Source organism: Cohnella sp. SGD-V74 (assembly GCF_003001675.1).
GTDB lineage: Bacteria > Bacillota > Bacilli > Paenibacillales > Paenibacillaceae > Cohnella.
Window position 1 is genome coordinate 111283 of the sequence record NZ_PVYW01000003.1, and the last position, 18831, is coordinate 130113.

Genomic DNA, 18831 nt, shown 5'->3' on the forward strand with positions numbered 1-18831 from the left:
GCAAATCTATGATAAATACTGCGAGCTGCCGTACACGCGCAGAAACTGCTCTTTGGCGCGCTCTCTCATCTCGTCGTCGAAGCCTCTCACTTCGCTCAGCAATTCGAACCGGTCGCCGTCATGGGCTCTGGGCTCCGCGTAGAGCAGCCATTGCGCCAGATCGTCGACCGCGCGAGTCCGATCAAAATATTGATGGTACCATAGAGAAGCTCGCTCCAGATACGCCTGGGCGTCGAACGGATTCAGCGCGATCGTTTTCGTGAACGCGGCGATCGCTTCGTCGTGCCGGTCCAGGTGGCTGTACAGATGGCCGAGATTGTAAAAGCCTTGCGCGTCGTCCGGAACAAGCTCCGTGTAAGTCCCGATATCGATCAGAGCTCCCTCCAAGTCTTCCATCCGGTATTGGATCAAGCCGCGAAGCCACGTGAGCCGGGGATTCGTCCCCGTCAATTGCAGCCCGCGGTCGCAGTCTTCGAGCGCCGCTTGCCAGCGTTCCGCCGCAAACCGGCAGCGCGCGCGTCGATCGTAGATCTGCGGATTGTCCGGCTCCAGCGCGAGCGCCCGGGAATATTCGGCATCCGCCAGCTCGTGGTTGCCCATCCCCATGTACAGCTCCGCCAGCGCGTAAGCCGTCTTGCTTTCCTTCATCAGGCTTTCGTCCAGCGCTACGGCGGCCTGAATGTCGAGCATGGCCTCCTCGTACCGGTCCTCCATATAGCGCGAATAGCTGCGGCGCATATAGCATTCCGCCGATTGCTCCAGCAGCAGAGCCTGCGTATAAGCTTCGTCGGCGTCGCCGTACGCGGCGGCGTCGATCAGAATTTCGGCGCGCTGCTTCCAGTTCAGCGGATCGTCGGGCTCCAGCTCCGTCAAATCCGCGTTTTCCTTAAGCGCCTCTTCCCCTCGGCCGGCTTCGCGATAGGCGTCCGCCAGCCAGTAACGAACGACCGGATGCTCCGGATATCGCTGCTTGGCCTCCAACAGGACGCGCACCGTCTCCTCCGGCCGCTCCTGCGACCGATGCAGGGCGCTTAGCTCCATATAGCCGGGCAGCCACAGCGGATTGTCGGAGACGAGACGCTCCAGCGCTTCCTCCGCTTCCTCTGGACGATCGAGCAGGCGCAGCAGCTGTCCGTGGCGAAGCTGAACGTCGGCCCCTCCCGGATACTGGTCGATCGCTTGGCGAATCGAATCGAGGGCGCCGGACAAGTCGCCTTCGGCTTCCCGCAGCTTCGATTCATAGACGAGAAAGCCGTATTCTTCCTCCGCCCCCTGGATAAACGTGTCGATCGCGGCGGGAGAATACCTCGTCCTGGCTCTGTATTGGTCGGCGCCTCGCCGCTCTTCGGCGCGCCAGCTCTGCTGCATCTCGATCGCTTGCGACAGCGCGCGCCGGGCGTCGTCCATCCGCTCCAGCATTTCCAGCGCTTGCGCATGCCGGAAATAGTAGTGGGGAATCGTCTTGCCCGCGTTCGAGCAGGCGTTCGCGTAGCTGGCTTCCGCAGACTCGTATTTGCCCATTTTCATATAGACGTTGCCTAATTCGTAATGCGTGGAAGCTTTGGAATCTTCCCTTCTGCGAAGCACTTCCAGAAAATCCCGCACGGCCAGCTCGTAGTTGCCGCGATTGTTATGCGAAATCGCTCTCGTATACCAGACGATGTAAGATTCCGGATCCAGCTCGATTGCGGCGTCCAAGTCCGCGATCGCTTCCTCTTCCCGGCCTATTTCGTTGTAGATATGGGCTCGTCTTTCATAAGCTTGCGCATATCGCTTTCGCTTCAAGAGAGCTGTCAGCAGCTCGACGGCTTGCTCGGATTTCCCGCATTCGTGAAGGAGCCCGGCGTAATCGATCCGCTCTTCCAGGCTCATCCTGTCGACTCCCCAACGCTCGTGCCAGCGGATCGACTGCCCCAGCTTCCTCTGTTGTCTCAGCCGCTTGGCCATCCAGCGGGCGATCGGATACAGCATCGGCTTCGTCCTCCCTCCGGCTTGACGCAAAAGCTGCCGAGCGACTCGGCAGCTTCCTTATTCTTTGTACTCTTCCGCGGCGTCCGCTTCTTCCTCGACGGCATACTCGAAATCGTCGATATCGAACAGCTGCACGGGAACCGCGTTCTGCACGACCTTGTCTTGGAATTCGATCTGATCGGTCAGAATCGGGCACTGCAGCTTATTCGCCAACAAAATGATCTCCGTCTCGATCGGATCGAACGCTTCTCCGTACTGCATGTTCTCCGCCGCGTTCACGATGATGAGCGAGACGTTGTCGTTGATCGGCAGAGGCGGGCTTTCCCGCCAAGGCGCCATCAACGCCCGCTCGATCTTCTTTTTATTAAACGAATCCTCGAAGTAGGCAATCATCTCTCCGATCTTCGTCTTTACGTACGCATCGTCCTCCGCTTCCGGCATAACCGGTTCCGGACTGTCTTTCATATCGTAGAGCTCCATGACCGAAGTGTAAGGTATCCTGTACTCGACAGGACGTTTCGGCAGAAGCAGTTGACCGTAGATGGCGATCATGACGGCCTCGATGACAAAACGCCGACTCATCTTTGCATTTCCCTCCCACAAATCTTCCCGCGCCTTGCGCATTGTTTTACATTATATCACAAGCCTAAACGGCTGTCGCCGTTCTTTGAATGGCGGCGCGGCTGCGGTATAATAATTCATGATGTTTTCCATATTATTGCCGTTAAGGGGCTGTCGGAGATGTCGGAGTCTGCCTTCCACCAGTATATGCGGGCCGAGCCGGAGGAATTAGAGCAAACGTACAGCGAACGGGTCGCGCTGGGAGGATATTTTTCCTTCTACCGGTTTATCGAGGATTTCCGCGATTGTTTGAAAACGTATGCCGATGACGATGCCGTTCTGGTCCGCCGCAAGCTGTCCCGCGCTCGCGAGCTGTTCCCCGATCCGGAACGGTTCAGCCCTTCCTGGGCGGCCGTCTGGGACGAATTCGAACTCATCTTCGGCATCAAGAACGACGTGCTGGCGGCCATCCCGGTCGCGGAACGCGGCGGGGAATGGCAAATCCTGCTCGACAACCCGTACTCGCACCAGCAAGTCGTCTGCTATCCGGGCCTTCCGTTCCTCGAAGCGGCCTATTTGTACGGCTATTTTCAGCGGGAACTGAAGCCTAACGAATTGCTGCGCCTGCAGAGAGTGTCGGATCTTCTGTCCGTCAACGGGAGCAAGGCGGCCTCGCTGCTGCCGGAAACTTGAGGTTCTGAACTGCCCGTCCTGAACGCTACGCGGAATCGAATTCGGCATGACAATCAAGCGCATCCGCATCACGAACAAGCGTCCCTCGATATCCGAAGGACGCTTGTTTGTTGTTTAATGCCGTTAAGCTTCCGTGACCGTTGTACCGGATCCGAGCGCGCCGTCCCGATAGTAGACGACTCTGCCCGGATCGTTGCGCAGCTTGACGTTGGCCAGCTTCGCCTCATGCTCCGGCAGCCGGAGCGCCTCCCAGGCGTCCAGCCTCCCCGCTTCGTCCTCCGGAGAGACTCCGGCACGGGCCAGCGCTTCCGCGATCGCCGGAACGGCCGGCTCGTCGTCCCACGTTACGATTCCGTAATAACTCAGCTTGTATCCGTTCGTCTGCGTGCAGGCCAGCAGCGTTCCCGTGGCCGCATGGCGTAGCGCGTACGGCATCGTCTCAGCTCCCGTCCGATCAGAGATACGGATTTTCGTGCTTCGCCTTCAGCGCGTTCCAGCGCCGCTCGATCTCGGATTCGAACTCCCGCAGCGTCTCCGCGTATTCCGGCTTGTTCAGATGCCGCGTCTTGCCCATCATTTTCAGCCAGTCGCCGACGGGAACCCTCTTCCCCTTCTCCTCCGGGTTGTAGGTGATCGTCGTAATGCCGCGCTCGACCTCGTACAGCGGGAAGAAGCAGCTGTTGACCGCATTGTCGATAATGTCGGCCCCATCCTTGTCCTCGGACAGCCAGTTGAGCGGGCAGGTGATCAAAATTTTGCCGTACACGAGACCGACGTTCTGCGCGTACCACTGCGCCTTGGCTCCTTTGCGCACGAGATCCTGCGGGCTCGCCTCGCTGCCGGTGAAGACGTAAGGAATGTTCGTGGCGGCCATGATCTGCGCGGTGTCCTTGTGGTGGAACACTTTGCCGCCCTGGAATTTGCCGACGTTGGACGTCGACGTCCTGTGTCCCATCGGCGTCGAATACGATAGCTGGGCTCCCGTGTTCATGTAGCCTTCGTTGTCGTATTCGAGGATGATCATTTTGTGGTTGCGGAGCGCGGCGCCGATCGCAGGGCCCATGCCGATGTCCATGCCGCCGTCTCCCGTAATCATGACGAACGTAAAGTCGTCCTTCAGCCCGTATTGGTCGAGCTCGCCTCGGCGCTTGCGCTCGTGGAACATCTCGACGACGCCGGACAGCGTGGCCGCGCCGTTCTGGAACAGGTTGTGAATATACGTCGCCTTATGCGCCGAATACGGGTAACCCGTCGTGACGACCATCGCGCAGCCGGTGTGAAACAGGGCGACGATGTCGCCTTCGATTCCTTTGAAGAACAACTCCAATCCCGAGAAAATGCCGCATCCCGGACATGCTCCGTGCCCCGGAGCGATCCGCTTCGGCTTCTTCGTCAAGGAGCGCAGCGGCGGAATGCGCACGTTGACTTTGCCCGTCGCCTCGTCGGGCGTAACCGTGATGAGGCCGGTCTTCAAATCCTCGTACTTCATCGGCTCCAGCACGCGCTTCGGCGCTTTCGCCGGATCTCCCGGAGTCGCGCCGTGGTAGTCGAACGGCTTCTCCACGTACCCTTTGTTCATCGCGCTGATCGCGACTTCGAACAAGGCCAAGCCGTCCTCGGCGTAGAAATCTTTGCCTCCGAGCCCGTAGATGCGGCTGATGACGAGCGTGGACGAATTGCCGTATTGCTGAAGCGCGGCGCGCACCTCCATCACCATGTTGCCGCCGTGGCCGCCATACGAGTCGGCGCGGTCGCCGACCGTAACCGCCTTGACGTGCTTGAGCGCCTCCGCGATGAGCTTCGCCGGGAACGGCCGGATGATGTTCGGCGAGATCGCCCCCGCCTTGATTCCGCGTCCGCGCAGCTGGTCGACGACGTCCTTGATGATCTCCGCCGACGAGTTCAGCAGGAAGACGGCGACATCCGCGTCCTCCATCCGGTACAGCTCGAGGATCGGATACTCCCGTCCGGTCAATTCCGCGTACTCTTTCTGAATGCGGTCGTACACCGCCTCGGCCCGATACATCGCCATGCTCTGCTGATAGCAGTTGTTGATGTAGTCCGGCTCGTTCATATACGGCCCGACCGTAATCGGGTTGTCGCGGTCGAGCACGTGCTGGAAGCCTTCCGGAGGATGCTCGCCGACGAACTTCTGCACGTCCTCGCGATGGGTGAACGTCATAACCCTGCGCTTCTGATGGCTGGTGAAATATCCGTCCGAAGCGACGATGACCGGCAGCCGGACCTCCGGATCTTCCGCCAGCTTCAGCGCAATGATATTCATATCGTACACGGCTTGCGGATCGCGGCACAGCACGATCGGCCAGCCCGTATTCAGCGCGAAATACAAGTCCGAATGATCCCCGTGAATGTCGAGCGGCCCGGACACCGAGCGGCACACGAGGTTGAGCACCATCGGGAACCGCGTTCCCGACTGGACGGGCATCTGCTCCAGCATGTAGAGGTAACCGTTGGCGGAGGTCGCGTTGAACACCCGTCCGCCCGCCGCCGACGCCCCGTAGCACACCCCTGCCGAGCCGTGCTCGCCGTCCGCGGGAATCAGCACGATGTCGTGCTGCCCGTTAGCCTTCATAAGATCGAGAAACTGCGCGACTTCCGTCGAAGGAGAGATCGGAAAATAACCCATGATGTGATAGTTGATCTGGTGTGCGGCGTATGCGGCCATCTCGTTGCCTGATTCGTAGACGATTCGTTGCTCGACGGTGCCTTGCTTGACCGTTTCTTTGCGAATGTCGATCGACATGTTCAGACTCCACCTTTCCTATCGGGTTCTCGTTGAAAGATCACAAGGCGCTTTCTCTTTTACTTTTACTTTTACATGGCCAAATGGAACTTGTGGGCGACGCGGTGCCCGTCCGCGTATCCGTCCTCCTCCAGCTCGGAAGAGAGCGCGTCCGTCGGGCAAGCCTGCACGCATTTCAGACAGCCCTTGCAGTATTGGTAATCGATGCCCTGCAGGAACATCTGCGGACGTCCCTTCTTGTCCGGAAGCTCATCCCAGACGAAGCAGAAATCGGGGCAGACGTTGTCGCAGGCCGCGCAATGAATGCACTTGTCGTCGGCGAAATGCGGCATCTTGCCCGCGCGGGAAATGCTCAGATCCTTCAGGATGCTGTTGCCGGGGTTCGTGATCAGTCCGCCGATCGGCTGCGTCTCGTAGCCGAGCACCGGCGTGTCCATGCGGACGAAGGACGGCATCTCGTCGCCTTCGGCCAGTCCGAACGTCTGGAAGCTCATTTCGTCGTAGCCGCGCTGGAACGTGTTCAGCGCCGGCTGCACGGCGGCCGGGTACTTCTTCTCGAGCGATTTGCGAATGACGCCTTTCATGAATTCCACGTCGAGGAATTCGCAGAGCCGGAACAGCCCTCCGAGCATCGCCATGTTAACTCGGTTGTTCTCCTCCATCGCGATGCCCGTGGCGTCCACGACCGCGATGATGCCGGCCTTGAGCTTAAGCTGGCTCTTGAGCTGCTCCGGCGATTTCTTGGAATTGACCAATACAATACTGTCCTCGTGCATCCCCGAAATGACGTTGATCGTCTTCGACAGGTTCTCGTGGAACACCCCGATCACGTGCGGCCGCTCTACCGGAGACGTGTCCCGTATGCGCGTGTCGATGTCGCAGAACCGGATGTGGGCTTTGACGGCCGACCCTTTCTTCTCCGAACCGTAGGAGCTGAAGCTGACGCCGTTGAGTCCGACGCCCATGACCCCGGCCTCCGCCAGCATTTTGCCGGCCAGGTTGGCGCCCAGCCCGCCGATCGATTCCAGTCGAATTTCAAAAAAACCGAGCTCGTTAACCTTAGGCAGCGTCACCATGTTTTTCTGCAATCCCCTTTCGCGTGAAGTGAAGGAACATTCAGAAAATTTACAATATACAAACATTAATTATTTCGCCTTAAAAAGATGAATTCCTTCCTCCGATGTGGAAAAGCGCCAAATATAGCCATCCTTATGCCGACAGATCTTTTTGCAGCCGCTGCAGCTCCCTCCAGCCGATAAGGCGAACCTGTTCTTCGGCAAGTATTCTGCGGACGTCCTCGTCGAGCCAGAAGCGCCGTTCCATATCCCTCTTGTCCGGATGTCCGTGGAACGCTCTCAGCTCCGGCGCGGCCGCGGCCGGGTGCGCGATCCACTCCGTCACCCCGGGCAGCAGGCCTCGCAGCAAGTCGATCCCCTCGCGCTTGACCGTTTCATAGGTATCCCCCTCGCTCAGCCGATACTCCGGACCGATCATGTAGTCGGGCAGCACGATTCCGCGGTCGTCCGCCTGGCGCACCCGCTTTTTGGCCCGCTCCTGCAGCTCCGGCGGGATCGTTCTGCCTCCGACCGGAATCAAGGTGCGGGGCAGTCGGAAAGGCAGACCGTATTTCGCGCAAATGTCGAACACGATCGGCAGCAGGTCTTTCCCGGTATATAATCCGTACAGACTTCCCATATGATTGTCGGCATGGGTCGGCGCCAAACCCGCGGAGATGGCCGCTTCCGTCTGCGCAATCAGTTCGCTTCGCACCTCTTCGGGGTCGGCCTGCCGTTCCACCTCCGCGATCGTTTCGGGAAACCAGCTTCCTTGGGCGGTGAGCGTATTCATCGGCCGGCTCCGGCACACCGGCCCCCACTTGTAGCCAGGCCACTCGCTCGTGAGCGTCCAGTGAACGCCGACGTCCGCGTTCGGGACGGCCTCCCGAATCCGGGCGATCGCGTCCGCGGACCAGGAGCAGCACATCATGACCGTCGCCGAGCTGACCGCCCCCGCGGCCAACAGCTCGACGATCGTCTCGTTGACGCACCCGCACAATCCGAAATCGTCCGCGTTGACGATCAGCAACTTCTCCTCTTTCCCGTACCCTAACCGCTGAGCCGTGTTCACCTTCCATCGCCTCCCTCCCCTCCATTATATGTTCGCCCCCTGCGCTCATTGCTTAACAGTTGTCTATCTGTCGCACAACAAAAAAACGGAGCGCTCTAGGCACCCCGTTTTCAAGCTTATTGGTCACCCACCAGCCCCGTCGCCGCCGATAGTACCGCCACACGTGCTTACCGGTCACCCGCGGGCAACAGTCGACACGCCAGAGCGCACTACCCGTTCAGCCGGCCCAACCGCTTGGTCAACGTGTTTATCCAGCTTGCGGACAGCGCGTCCACGGCGAGCAATCGACGAATCCCTTCCGCGTCGTCCCGATCATGGTGCATAACCCGATTGGCCTCGGCCACCGTGACGCCGTCCGGATGGGGCTGCAGCAGCGACAATTCGTCGCCGACCCGCACTTCCCCCGTCTCCGCCACGCGAAAATAAAATCCGGTCGCCCCGCTGTTCGTCACGAGCAACGGCAGCTCATCCAACCCCCACTTCATGGCGAGCTTCCAGCAAGGCTGCCTTGGCTGGCTCACCTGCACGACCGCAGAGCCGATGCGGAACAGATCGCCGACTCGCACGTCATGTTCGTTTATTTTTCCCAGCGTGAAATTTTCTCCGAACGCCCCGTAATCGAGAGAACGCCCCAGCACCTCTTCCCAGTGCGGATAATGCTCGTAACTGTAGACGCAGATCGCCTTATCCGGTCCTCCGTGATGCTCCAGATCGGCCTGCTCGTCTCCTTCGAAACCGAGCTTGGTCAGCCTCACCGCTTGCTCGACCGGGCCTTTCGCAATGCCGGATTTCGCTTCTTTACCTTTATAGATGGCGGTCTGAACTTTGCCGATGTTGAGCGACAACAACGGGTAAACCGCCGCAGGCGCGGCGCTGCTCATCATAAATCCGCTCCTTTCTTGCTTGAAGAACAATTGGTGAATAACCTCCGACCTCATACGCCACGATAACTCATGTACGACCATTCGAACGAAAGGCGGGAAAAACATGTCCACTGCCAAGCGTCGCCGGGAAAGCGCATGGAAAAGCCGCAAACAAAACCAGCATCCTCACGGAAAAATCTCTTCGCTCCGCGAGTTGTCTGCCGAAGCGGACGCCGAGAGCAAACCCGATCCGTCGACGTAAACGAGCCGCTCTCGCAACGGATTCCGCGACTCTTATAATACCGATCCGTCGAAGCCGATAGTGACCGCAATCGTCTATGCAATCGGGCTGTCCGCCACAATGCCGATCCGTCGTTCACATACCGGAAGGCAACACCTGCAGTGCCGATCCGCCGTCCGCACACCGGGAGCCGTCGCGGCGCTTATCCGCCGAAGCGGCTTCCGGTTTCTACGCCAAACGCATCTTCTCCGCCGCCGTCAGCCGCCGGCCTATCGCCGTCGTGACCAACCGTCCGTCCTGCATGCCCCAGATTTCGTCCGCGAACTTCTCCGCGAGCTCTACCCGGTGCAACGCCGCGACGATCGTCGTTCCTTTATCCTTGCACAGCTTCTTAAGCGTGGCCATCATTTCCTCCGACGTATGAGGGTCAAGTCCGGAGACGGGCTCGTCCGCCAGCACGAGACGCGCGCCGTGCACGAGCGCCCGAGCGATCGCGATCCGCTGCCGTTCGCCTCCGCTCATCCGCTCGACGATCTGTTTCGACCGCTCCATCAGGCCGACATGCTCCAGCATGTCCATCGCGCCCATATAGTCGTCGCTGCGCACCATGCCGGTAATTCTCCGCCATATCGGCGTCTGCTCGGAAGCTCCGATCAGCACGTTTTTGAGCGCCGTCTTTTTCTCGTACAAAATCGGCTTCTGCTCCAAATACGCAATCTGCCGCTTAAAGCGCATCTTAGCCAGAAAATTGGCTTCCATCAAATCTTTGCCGTCAATCTTATATTCTCCCGAAGTCCACACTTCCTTCAGCGCAAGCGCTCTCAGCAACGCGGACTTGCCGCTTCCGCTCGAGCCGACGACGGCGATGAACGTTCCGGGCTGCAACCGGGCATCTACGTCTTTCAGTATCGTTTTTCCATCGGGTATCGTGCGAGTCAATCCAGAAATTACGATCATGGCTGTCCTATCCCTTCGATCTTGATGAATCTAGTGTAAAGTATAATCCCATCCCTTGCCATACGAACAAACGTTTGCTATAATAAAAACAGGAACAAACGTTCCTACACTGTTTCCAAGGTGGGATAATGGATGGTGAACTGCGAACATCTCCGTTACTTGGAGCCTCCGAGAGGCGCCAGACCGTCTAGAGACCTGACATTCAAATTTTACGAAGACGGGAAGCTCGTCATCATCGATAACGACACGGGCAACACGATGAGCCCCCGCGAGCTCAGCGGGGGCAGCTACGACTTCTACGTCCGTCAGCGCATTCGCTTGATTAAGCGCAACTTGGCCGAGAAGATTATCAAGTACGCTTGAAGCAAGCGGCGCCGCGCTCCCGCCCGTCTTGATCAGGGCAGGTTTTTATTGATTCCGTTCAAGCTGGGCGGGAAGCGCGTCATTTTTCTGACGTCCGGATCTTCCTTATGTTCCTTTACTCCCGAAGGTTTCATAGGCTCGTTCGAGTTTCTGGACATTTTCTTGGCCACGAGTTCTCACCCCCTGCCCTTCGATTGTCCGGAAGGGTTACTTTGTAGTTTTCCTCTTTTCAATCATTTACAAACCCGACTCCCCGAGCCATAATGAGAAAAACGGAATGAGGATTTAAGGAGATCAGCATCCTATGAACCAACAAATTTTATTCGACCTTGACGATACGCTAGTTTATTGCAATAAGTATTTTCACGCCATTCTGGATCGTTTCGCCGACCGGATGGCCGACTGGTTCGGTTTCGCAGGCATTGGGAAGGAAGAAATCGCGGCCAAGCAGACGGAGATCGATATCGCCGGCGTTCAGGTGTTCGGTTTCAAGAGCGAGCATTTTCCCCAATCGATGATCGACACGTACCGGTACTTTCAATCCGTCACCGGACGGCCAAGCTCTCCCCTTGAAGAGGATCAGCTATGGAAGCTCGGGAACAGCGTCTACGAGCTCGAGATCGAGCCTTACCCGCTGATGGAGGAAACGTTGGATTCGCTGGCCTCCAAAGGCCACGAACTCCACCTGTATACGGGCGGGGATGCCGTCATTCAGCTGCGCAAAATCGAAAGCATGCGCCTGGAGCGCTACTTCGACAACCGGATCTACATCCGGCAGCACAAAAATACGGACGCGTTGGAACAGATCCTGGCTGGAGGCAGCTTCGACCGCGACCATACGTGGATGATCGGCAACTCGGTCAGAACGGACGTGCTCCCGGCGCTCCACTGCGGCATCAACGCCGTCTACCTGAAGCAGGAAGCCGAATGGGCGTACAACGTCATTCCGATCGACGCCAAGCCTCGCGGGGCTCTGCTCACCCTTACGAAGCTGCCTCAAGTTCCGCCCGCGATCCATCAATACTTGGACGATAGCCTGATGAAGGAATCGGGGTAAGCACCCCTTTCCCTATGCAATAAACATAATAAGGGCATGTATTTCCCGGACGCGCAACTCTGCCGCAAATTACGGGTTCCGAAATTCTCGGAATCGCGCAGGCAGAACGGGAGATACATGCCCTATCTTTATTTGAATTTAGTGGTCAGTGTCACATCATGATGACGCTTACAAGTTAATTGAAAGCTACGTGCATACTGTTAACGGTCTACCGCACCGTTACTCCTCCGAAACCTTCGACTACGCACCCATTAACGGTCTACCGCACCGTTAATTCTCCGGAACCTTCGACTACGCAACTATTAACGGTCTACCGCACCGTTAATTCTCCGAAACCTTCGACTACGCACCCATTAACGGTCTATCGCACCGTTAATTCTCCGAAACCTTCGACTACGCACCCATTAGCGGTCTACCGCACCGTTAATTCTCCGAAACCTTCGACTACGCACCCATTAGCGGTCTACCGCGCCGCTATTCGATCACCTGGCGAGGGGCTCCCTGACAGAATACTCCCTCACTCCCCGCCCAATCCGTTCAGCTTGTCGAAAATTTTGCGAACGCCGACCGACCATAGCGGGTCCTCTGCATAGGTTCGGTTAAACCACTCGAACGGATCATGGCCTTCCGGACGGCTGTCTCCCAGCTTGACGAGAAGCCTTGCGGCGATGCCCGCGGAGTTGGCGATATCTGTATTGTATTCCATCCAGCTGTGACCGACGTTAAACGGATTGTTCGCGATTTTCAGCGCGTGTTTGGCCGACTTCGGCACGAAACCCTGTTCTTGACCGGTGATGGCGAACAGAAGGTGCGGATGCAGATCGTACTCGCGCGCCGTGTCCATAATCGTCCCAAAGTAGGGCTCTTCGGCCAGCATCGAGTCCCTGCCGCTCAAATAAGCGACAAGCGCCGGCACGTCGATTTCCGTATACTTGAGCGCTTGCGGTATCCCGACGTCGGGAACAACCGCTGGCGCCGCTTCGGGTACGGGACTTGGCGCACTCGCGGACGGCTCGACCGGCGCAGGACGCTCCATGCTGTTCGCGATCCAGACGGCTCCTCCGCCAAGCGCAATGGCCGACGCGAGAACGATAGCGGGAGCAGGCTTGGCCAAACTCCGCACCGCGGCCCAGAGCGCAGCGGACCAGCCGCTTCGCGAGGCCGTCGCTCCTTCGGGAGCCAGTCCGATCGTCACAGCTTCCGCCGCCGACAACGAAACCGCCCCATGTCGCCTCTCCAGTCGGGAAGCCAGCTGCTCCGGGCTCCATCTTCGCTGTGTGCGCTCGTTCGCCCACTGCAAAATCGGTTCCAGCAATCGTTCCGTCAAGCGTTCGTCGTCCTCGCCGATTTCTGCGAACAGATCAAGCACATCTTCAGGCCGGATGTCCCGTCTTTCTCCGACCAGACAACGGCTGATTAGCCGATCGATCATCTGCCGCTTCAAATCGTCCGGCACGTTCGGCATTCTCTGCGCGAGCGCCCGGCGAATGGCATCGGCGACGATCTCGGCGCGGCGTCCGTCGGGAAGCGGAGCGTATTTGGTCTGCACGTATCTGCGAATCGTATGAATGTCCGTCGGCGACAGCAAAGCCGCGCTTTCCATAATAAGCCTCCCCCGCCCACAATCGGTTCCTCGCCAGTCATCAGTGTACCATAGAGGAAAGATTTGGGGGAAGCCCTGTCTTCGGTACCAACTTTGCACGAATTCCGCTCCGCATGCCCTGTCAACCTGCCATCAGCCAACGTCGTGCGAGCCGATTCGCCATCAATCGCCATCCGCCGCTCCTTGCGGTCTATCCGTCTTTAGTCGCCATCGCCCCTCGCCGTGCATTCGCTCCGTCTTCAGTCCACGCGAACCGACACCGCCTCGACAATCGCCCGCTTGACCTCGTCGGTGCGGATAAAGGCGTTGATCTGCTCCTGTTCCCATTCCGTGAGCTGGTATTCGCTGTCGCAGCCGTCATCCTGTGTCACGAGCTGAATCGGGTGCCCGTCATGGGTGCACACCGCGATAATCTGAAAATCCGTCAGTTCTTCGGGCAGCGGCGTTTCGTCCGCCGTCTCCGGCAACAGGGCCACGTCGACCCACTGTCCGTCCCTGCGCTCCGCCCGATATTGAAAGCCCGTGAACCGCAGCTCGGACCATTGTTCGTCTCCATACCGAATCATTCCGTCGTTCCTCCTCCTGACATCCGTGAAAAAAGAGGCCGCCCCGCCGGGGACGACCTCTCTACGATAACCGATATCCGTTACGGGAGCAACGTGCTGCCCATCAGGAATCTGTCGACTTCGCGCGCCGCTTCGCGGCCTTCGTTGATCGCCCATACGATCAGGCTCTGTCCGCGTCTCATATCGCCCGCCGCGAACACTTTGTCCACGTTCGTCGTATACTTGCCGTACCGGGCTTTGACGTTCGTGCGACGATCCGTCTCCAGGCCGAGCTGATCGATCAGCGTACGCTCCGGACCTTCGAAGCCGACCGCGACGAGTACGAGATCCGCGGGCCATACTTTCTCGGTGCCCGGAATTTCCTCGTAAATTTTGCGGCCTTGCTCGTCCACGTAACGACGAATTTGCACCGTGTGCAGCTCTTTGACGTTGCCGTTCTCGTCACCTACGAACTTCTTCGTCAGCACGGAGAAGGCGCGAGGATCTTCGCCGTACAGAGCTTTCGCTTCCTCATGCGCGTAGTCGAGCGTGTACACGTTCGGATATTCCGGCCACGGATTGTTCATCTGATCGCGCTCTAGCGGCGCTTTCGCATGCGTACCGAATTGCGTAACGCTGGAGCAGCCGTGACGCAGCGCCGTAGCGACGCAGTCCGTTCCCGTGTCCCCGCCGCCGATAACGATGACGTTCTGGTCTTTGCCGGAAATGTACGTGCCTTCCTGCAAGCCGTTGTCGAGATAGCTCTTGATCGTGCTGTTCAAGTAATCCATCGCCTGATGGATGCCCTTAAGATCGTGCCCTTCCACGTTGCCGATCGGACGGGGCTTCGTCGCTCCGCCGCACAGCACGACCGCATCGTGCTGCTCCACCAGCTCCGCCGCGGAGATGTCCTTGCCGATCTCCGTATTGACGACGAAGCGGATGCCCTCCTCGGCAAGCAGATCGACTCGGCGCTGCACGATGTGCTTCTCCAGCTTCATCGTCGGAATGCCGTACGTCAGCAGTCCGCCGGCGCGATCCGCGCGCTCGTATACGGTGACGGTGTGGCCGGCCTTGTTCAGCTGAGCGGCCGCGGCAAGTCCTGCGGGACCGGAGCCGACGACGGCGACCTTCTTGCCCGTGCGCTTCTTCGGCGGCTGCGGAACGACCCAGCCTTCCTCGAACGCCTTATCGATGATCGCCTGCTCGATCGTCTTGATCGTGACGGGATCGCCGATCAGGCCGACCGTACAAGAGCCTTCGCACGGAGCCGGACATACGCGTCCCGTAAACTCCGGGAAGTTGTTCGTTTTCGACAGACGCTCGTAAGCTTCTCTCCACAGCCCCCGATAAACCAGGCTGTTCCATTCCGGTATCAGATTGTTGATCGGACAGCCCGATACGCTCCCCGCCAGCTCGATGCCCGTATGGCAGTAAGGAGTTCCGCAGTCCATGCAGCGCGCGCCTTGCGTGCGCAGCTGTTCCTCGGAAAACATCCGGTGAAATTCATTCCAATCCTGAATGCGTGTAAGCGGATCACGATCACCCGGCAGTTCGCGCTTATATTCCATAAATCCCGTAGGTGTAGACATCGTGCAAACCTCCATATCCGTCGGTATCTTTGTGGGTTCGTCTCTTTGCAGCATTTGTCTGTCGATGATAGATCATCCTAACAAAATGTGCTTTTCCCCACAATGGATTATCCATCGTATTGTTTGCATTATTCGTCTCCGACCCGCTCATACACGCAAAAAGCGTGCCGAAAAACGTTCCGTTCGTCCAAAATCCCCTCTTCGCGCGACGCAAGACGCCATTGCGTGCGGTCGAATTCCGGGAAGCAGGCGTCTCCTTCGAACGGCTCCTCGAGCTCCGTCAACAGCAGCCGATCCGCCGCAGCCAGCGTCTCCCGATAGATTTCCGCCCCTCCGATGACCATCAGCTCTTCGCCGCGGTACTTCTCCAGCGCCTCTGAGACCGTCCTGAGGAGCACGCAGCCTTCCGGAGCCTCCTGCATCGTCCGTGACAAAATAACGTTCGTACGGTCCTTCAGAGGGCGTCCCAGCGACTCGAACGTCTTGCGCCCCATCAGCACGGGCTTGCCGAGCGTATTTCTCTTGAAATAAGCCATATCCGCGGGTAGCCGCCAAGGCAGCTCGTTGTTCCGGCCGATCACTCCGTTGGACGCAACGGCGGCAATTAAAGCGACAGTCATGGTCAACACCCTTTGCACTTTTCTCTATACGGCCACAGTGGCTTTAATTCCGGGATGATGCTCGTAGCCGGCGAATTCGAAGTCCTCGTACTTGTAATCGAAGATCGAATCCGGCTTGCGCAAAATGTTCAGCTTCGGAAGCGGCAGCGGCTCCCTGCTCAGCTGAAGCTTGACTTGTTCCAGATGATTGCTGTAAATATGAACGTCTCCGCCGGACCAGATGAACTCGCCGACCTCCAGATCGCACTGCTGCGCGATCATATGGGTGAGCAGCGAATAGGAGGCGATGTTGAACGGGAGTCCCAGGAACGTATCGACCGAACGCATCGTCAGCATGCAGCTCAGCTTGCCCCCGGCGACGTAAAACTGGAACACGAAGTGGCAAGGCGGCAGCTTCATCTCGTCGATGACGGCCACGTTCCAGGCGCTGACCAGATGGCGGCGCGAGTCCGGATTGCGCTTGATCGCGTCCACCACCTGCTGGATCTGATCGATCGTGCGGCCGTCCGGCGTCTCCCAGGCGCGCCATTGCGAGCCGTAGACCGGTCCGAGATCGCCGTTCTCGTCCGCCCACTCGTCCCAGATGCGGACTCCGTTCTCTTTCAAATAGCCAATATTCGTATCGCCTCTGAGAAACCACAGAAGCTCATGAACGACCGATTTCAGATGAATCCGTTTCGTAGTCACGAGAGGAAAACCCTCCGACAGATCGTAGCGAAGCTGCCGTCCGAATACCGACAGCGTTCCGGTTCCGGTCCGGTCACCCTTCTCGACTCCGCGATCCAGCACGTCTTGCAGCAAATCCAAATAATTACGCAAAGAATACACACCTCGACAGCGAATTTGTTGTTTATTGTACCATCCGCCTCGCCGACTTGTCACTTGCCGACTGCGCGGACGCCGGATCATTCCGTCGTGGAGAAGCGCTGCGCGCGCCTCTTCTTGCGCTGTTCGTAGCGCTCCGGGGCGCTGTCGAACAGCTTCCTCTCCGCCTCGTTCTCGGGTACCACAGGGGGAACCGGAACCGGCTTGCCATCGTCCCCCAGCGCGACGAACGTCGAGAAAGCGGTACAGGTCACCCGGCGCTCGCCGGTGAACAGATTTTCCGCCCGCACGACGACGTACACCTCCATCGAGCTGCGATGCGTCCACGTGACGAACGCTTCCAGCTCGACCGCCTCTCCCATCCGGATCGGCGCCAGGAAGTCGAGGCTGTCCGTCGAAGCCGTGACGACCGTCTTCCCGCAATGGCGCATCGCGGCGATCGCGGATATTTTATCGATATATTTCATCAGCGTGCCGCCGAACATCGTGCCGTGATGGTTCGTATCCGTCGGAAATACGAGCTCCGTCATCACTGATCTCGACCGTCCGACCGGTCTGGCTGTCTCTATCTCTTCGTTCATCGTGTTCTCCTCCTCGCTATGCGTTATTATTTTACGCTGAAGCAGGCAAATAAAACAATCAACCCAGCTTCGACAGTTGCCCGAATAAGTCCATCAGCGCGCAAAAAAAAGAGCTGGCTATCTTTCGATAACCTGCTCCTGTTCATGATTGTTTACGCTGAGCCCTAACTTAGCGACATTGGGCTCCCGTCCCGACTCATTCTCTGAACCGGGGACAGGAAACCCCGCTTTGCCGCGCCGCTTCGGCGACTCTTCGGCTTACCTCCTCGGCCACTTGCGTATTGAACACGCTCGGGATCACATACATGCGGCTTAATTCATCCGCCCTCACCGTTGCCGCGATCGCCTCGGCTGCGGCCAGCTTCATCGCCTCGTTGATGGCGGAGGCTCTACTGTCGAGCGCTCCTCTGAATATGCCGGGAAAACATAACACATTATTGATCTGGTTCGGATAATCCGATCTTCCGGTAGCGACGACGCCGACGATATCCTCCACAAGCTCCGGCCGTATTTCCGGCTCGGGATTCGCCATGGCAAATACTATTGGTTCCGGGGCCATGGTCAAAATCTGCTCTCGGCTGACAATGTTGCCGCCGGAAACGCCTATGAATACATCCGCCCCGACCAATGCCTCGCTTAATCCGCCTGCGCGGCGCTCGCGGTTTGTATGTTCCGCATACCATGTCCAGGCCGGATTGGCGTATGCGATATCGCCGCTCAGAATACCGCATCGGTCAACTCCGACAATATGCCGCGCTCCTGCCGCAAGCAGCATCTTTGTACAGGCAGTTCCGGCGGCGCCGATACCGCATATGACGATGCGAGCGTCCTGCAGCCGTCGTCCCGTCAGCTTGAGCGCATTCAACAAGCCGGCATAGACGACGACCGCCGTACCATGCTGGTCATCGTGAAAGATGGGAATATCCAGCTCCCGGCGCAGTCTCTGCTCGATTTCAAAACAATGAGGCGCCGCTATATCCTCCAAATTAATCCCTCCGAAAACCGGAGCTATACGTTTAATCGTCTGTATAACTTCCTCGACGTCCTGCGTATCCAGACAAATCGGAAAGGCATCGATATCGGCAAATTGCTTGAACAGCATCGCCTTGCCTTCCATCACGGGCAATGCAGCATACGGACCGATATTGCCAAGTCCCAGCACCGCGCTCCCATCCGTCACAACGGCAACCGTATTTCGTTTGATGGTGAGCGCATGCACGCTGGAAGGCTTCTCGCCAATAGCCTGACATACCCTGGCCACCTCCGGGGTATACACCCGTGACAGATCGTCGCGGTTCTGAATCGGCTTTTTGGGCTGCATTTCAATTTTTCCGCCCAGATGAAGGAGAAAGGTCCGATCCGACATCATGCCATCCTTGCCACTCATTTTTGTTTGCCACTCCCCTATTATCTGTCTGCACCGAATCTCGTTTTGCATCCATTCCGGCTACTCACAGTATAGCGGGAT

The 18831-nt window shown here is 58.1% G+C and carries 20 protein-coding genes; 4 read left to right on the forward strand and 16 right to left on the reverse strand.

The genetic code is table 11. The features are described 5' to 3' along the window. Positions 1–6: 6 nt before the first annotated feature. Both B0G52_RS05430 and B0G52_RS05435 read right to left on the reverse strand, forming a co-directional pair. Positions 7–1971: a tetratricopeptide repeat protein gene (locus B0G52_RS05430; RefSeq protein ID WP_094042520.1), complete on the reverse strand. Its 1965-nt coding sequence runs from the start codon at positions 1969–1971 to the stop codon at positions 7–9. 57 nt (positions 1972–2028) lie between these two features. After that, positions 2029–2553, reverse strand: coding sequence for an ADP-heptose synthase (locus B0G52_RS05435; RefSeq protein WP_094042521.1), 525 nt, complete (start codon positions 2551–2553; stop codon positions 2029–2031). A gap of 159 nt (positions 2554–2712) precedes the next feature. Here B0G52_RS05435 and B0G52_RS05440 point away from each other — a divergent pair, with 159 nt between their 5' ends. Continuing rightward, positions 2713–3225: a hypothetical protein gene (locus B0G52_RS05440; RefSeq protein WP_094042522.1), complete on the forward strand. Its 513-nt coding sequence runs from the start codon at positions 2713–2715 to the stop codon at positions 3223–3225. 123 nt (positions 3226–3348) lie between these two features. Here B0G52_RS05440 and B0G52_RS05445 read toward each other — a convergent pair whose 3' ends face one another. The 5 genes from B0G52_RS05445 to B0G52_RS05465 all read right to left on the reverse strand — a co-directional run bounded on the left by B0G52_RS05445 (position 3349) and on the right by B0G52_RS05465 (position 9000). After that, on the reverse strand, positions 3349–3660 hold the full coding sequence (locus B0G52_RS05445) for a hypothetical protein (protein WP_094042523.1): 312 nt from the start codon (positions 3658–3660) through the stop codon (positions 3349–3351). Positions 3661–3679: 19 nt separating this feature from the next. Further along, complete coding sequence (locus B0G52_RS05450) at positions 3680–5989, reverse strand: thiamine pyrophosphate-dependent enzyme (protein ID WP_094042524.1); 2310 nt, start codon at positions 5987–5989, stop codon at positions 3680–3682. Between the two features lie 71 nt (positions 5990–6060). Further along, complete coding sequence (locus B0G52_RS05455; RefSeq protein ID WP_094042525.1) at positions 6061–7065, reverse strand: 2-oxoacid:acceptor oxidoreductase family protein; 1005 nt, start codon at positions 7063–7065, stop codon at positions 6061–6063. Positions 7066–7198: 133 nt separating this feature from the next. After that, on the reverse strand, positions 7199–8116 hold the full coding sequence (locus B0G52_RS05460) for a polysaccharide deacetylase family protein (RefSeq protein WP_094042526.1): 918 nt from the start codon (positions 8114–8116) through the stop codon (positions 7199–7201). Between the two features lie 209 nt (positions 8117–8325). Continuing rightward, complete coding sequence (locus B0G52_RS05465; protein WP_233162399.1) at positions 8326–9000, reverse strand: MOSC domain-containing protein; 675 nt, start codon at positions 8998–9000, stop codon at positions 8326–8328. Positions 9001–9103: 103 nt separating this feature from the next. Here B0G52_RS05465 and B0G52_RS35875 point away from each other — a divergent pair, with 103 nt between their 5' ends. After that, entirely contained in the window at positions 9104–9241 is a 138-nt protein-coding gene (locus B0G52_RS35875; protein WP_198960602.1) for a DUF6254 family protein, read from the forward strand. A 207-nt stretch (positions 9242–9448) separates the two neighbouring features. Here the strand turns inward: B0G52_RS35875 and B0G52_RS05470 are convergent, their stop codons facing one another. Continuing rightward, positions 9449–10177 carry a phosphonate ABC transporter ATP-binding protein gene (locus tag B0G52_RS05470; protein WP_094042527.1) on the reverse strand — a complete coding sequence of 243 codons (729 nt, stop codon included), beginning with the start codon at positions 10175–10177 and terminating at the stop codon, positions 9449–9451. A 132-nt stretch (positions 10178–10309) separates the two neighbouring features. On the opposite strand from B0G52_RS05470, the gene B0G52_RS05475 reads away from it, so the two are divergent. After that, positions 10310–10540: a hypothetical protein gene (locus B0G52_RS05475; protein ID WP_094042528.1), complete on the forward strand. Its 231-nt coding sequence runs from the start codon at positions 10310–10312 to the stop codon at positions 10538–10540. Positions 10541–10572: 32 nt separating this feature from the next. Here B0G52_RS05475 and B0G52_RS35530 read toward each other — a convergent pair whose 3' ends face one another. After that, a complete protein-coding gene (locus B0G52_RS35530; protein WP_158223597.1) occupies positions 10573–10710 on the reverse strand; it encodes a hypothetical protein in 138 nt (45 codons plus the stop codon). A gap of 134 nt (positions 10711–10844) precedes the next feature. Between B0G52_RS35530 and B0G52_RS05480 the strand changes: the two genes are divergently transcribed. Beyond that, positions 10845–11597 (forward strand): HAD family hydrolase, encoded by a 753-nt coding sequence (locus B0G52_RS05480; protein ID WP_094042529.1) that lies wholly within the window; start codon positions 10845–10847, stop codon positions 11595–11597. 517 nt (positions 11598–12114) lie between these two features. Here the strand turns inward: B0G52_RS05480 and B0G52_RS05485 are convergent. The 7 genes from B0G52_RS05485 to B0G52_RS05515 form a co-directional block, all read right to left on the reverse strand. After that, a complete protein-coding gene (locus tag B0G52_RS05485) occupies positions 12115–13200 on the reverse strand; it encodes a hypothetical protein (protein WP_094042530.1) in 1086 nt (361 codons plus the stop codon). Between the two features lie 239 nt (positions 13201–13439). After that, positions 13440–13766: a hypothetical protein gene (locus B0G52_RS05490; RefSeq protein ID WP_094042531.1), complete on the reverse strand. Its 327-nt coding sequence runs from the start codon at positions 13764–13766 to the stop codon at positions 13440–13442. 80 nt (positions 13767–13846) lie between these two features. Next, positions 13847–15337: a glutamate synthase subunit beta gene (locus tag B0G52_RS05495; RefSeq protein ID WP_094042532.1), complete on the reverse strand. Its 1491-nt coding sequence runs from the start codon at positions 15335–15337 to the stop codon at positions 13847–13849. Between the two features lie 128 nt (positions 15338–15465). Next, positions 15466–15957, reverse strand: coding sequence for a dihydrofolate reductase (locus B0G52_RS05500; RefSeq protein ID WP_094042533.1), 492 nt, complete (start codon positions 15955–15957; stop codon positions 15466–15468). Between the two features lie 24 nt (positions 15958–15981). After that, positions 15982–16776, reverse strand: a complete 795-nt coding sequence (gene thyA / locus B0G52_RS05505; RefSeq protein WP_094042534.1) for a thymidylate synthase — start codon at positions 16774–16776, stop codon at positions 15982–15984. Positions 16777–16862: 86 nt separating this feature from the next. After that, complete coding sequence (locus B0G52_RS05510; RefSeq protein ID WP_094042535.1) at positions 16863–17363, reverse strand: acyl-CoA thioesterase; 501 nt, start codon at positions 17361–17363, stop codon at positions 16863–16865. A gap of 196 nt (positions 17364–17559) precedes the next feature. Beyond that, on the reverse strand, positions 17560–18750 hold the full coding sequence (locus B0G52_RS05515) for an NAD(P)-dependent malic enzyme (RefSeq protein WP_233162442.1): 1191 nt from the start codon (positions 18748–18750) through the stop codon (positions 17560–17562). Positions 18751–18831 lie beyond the last annotated feature (81 nt).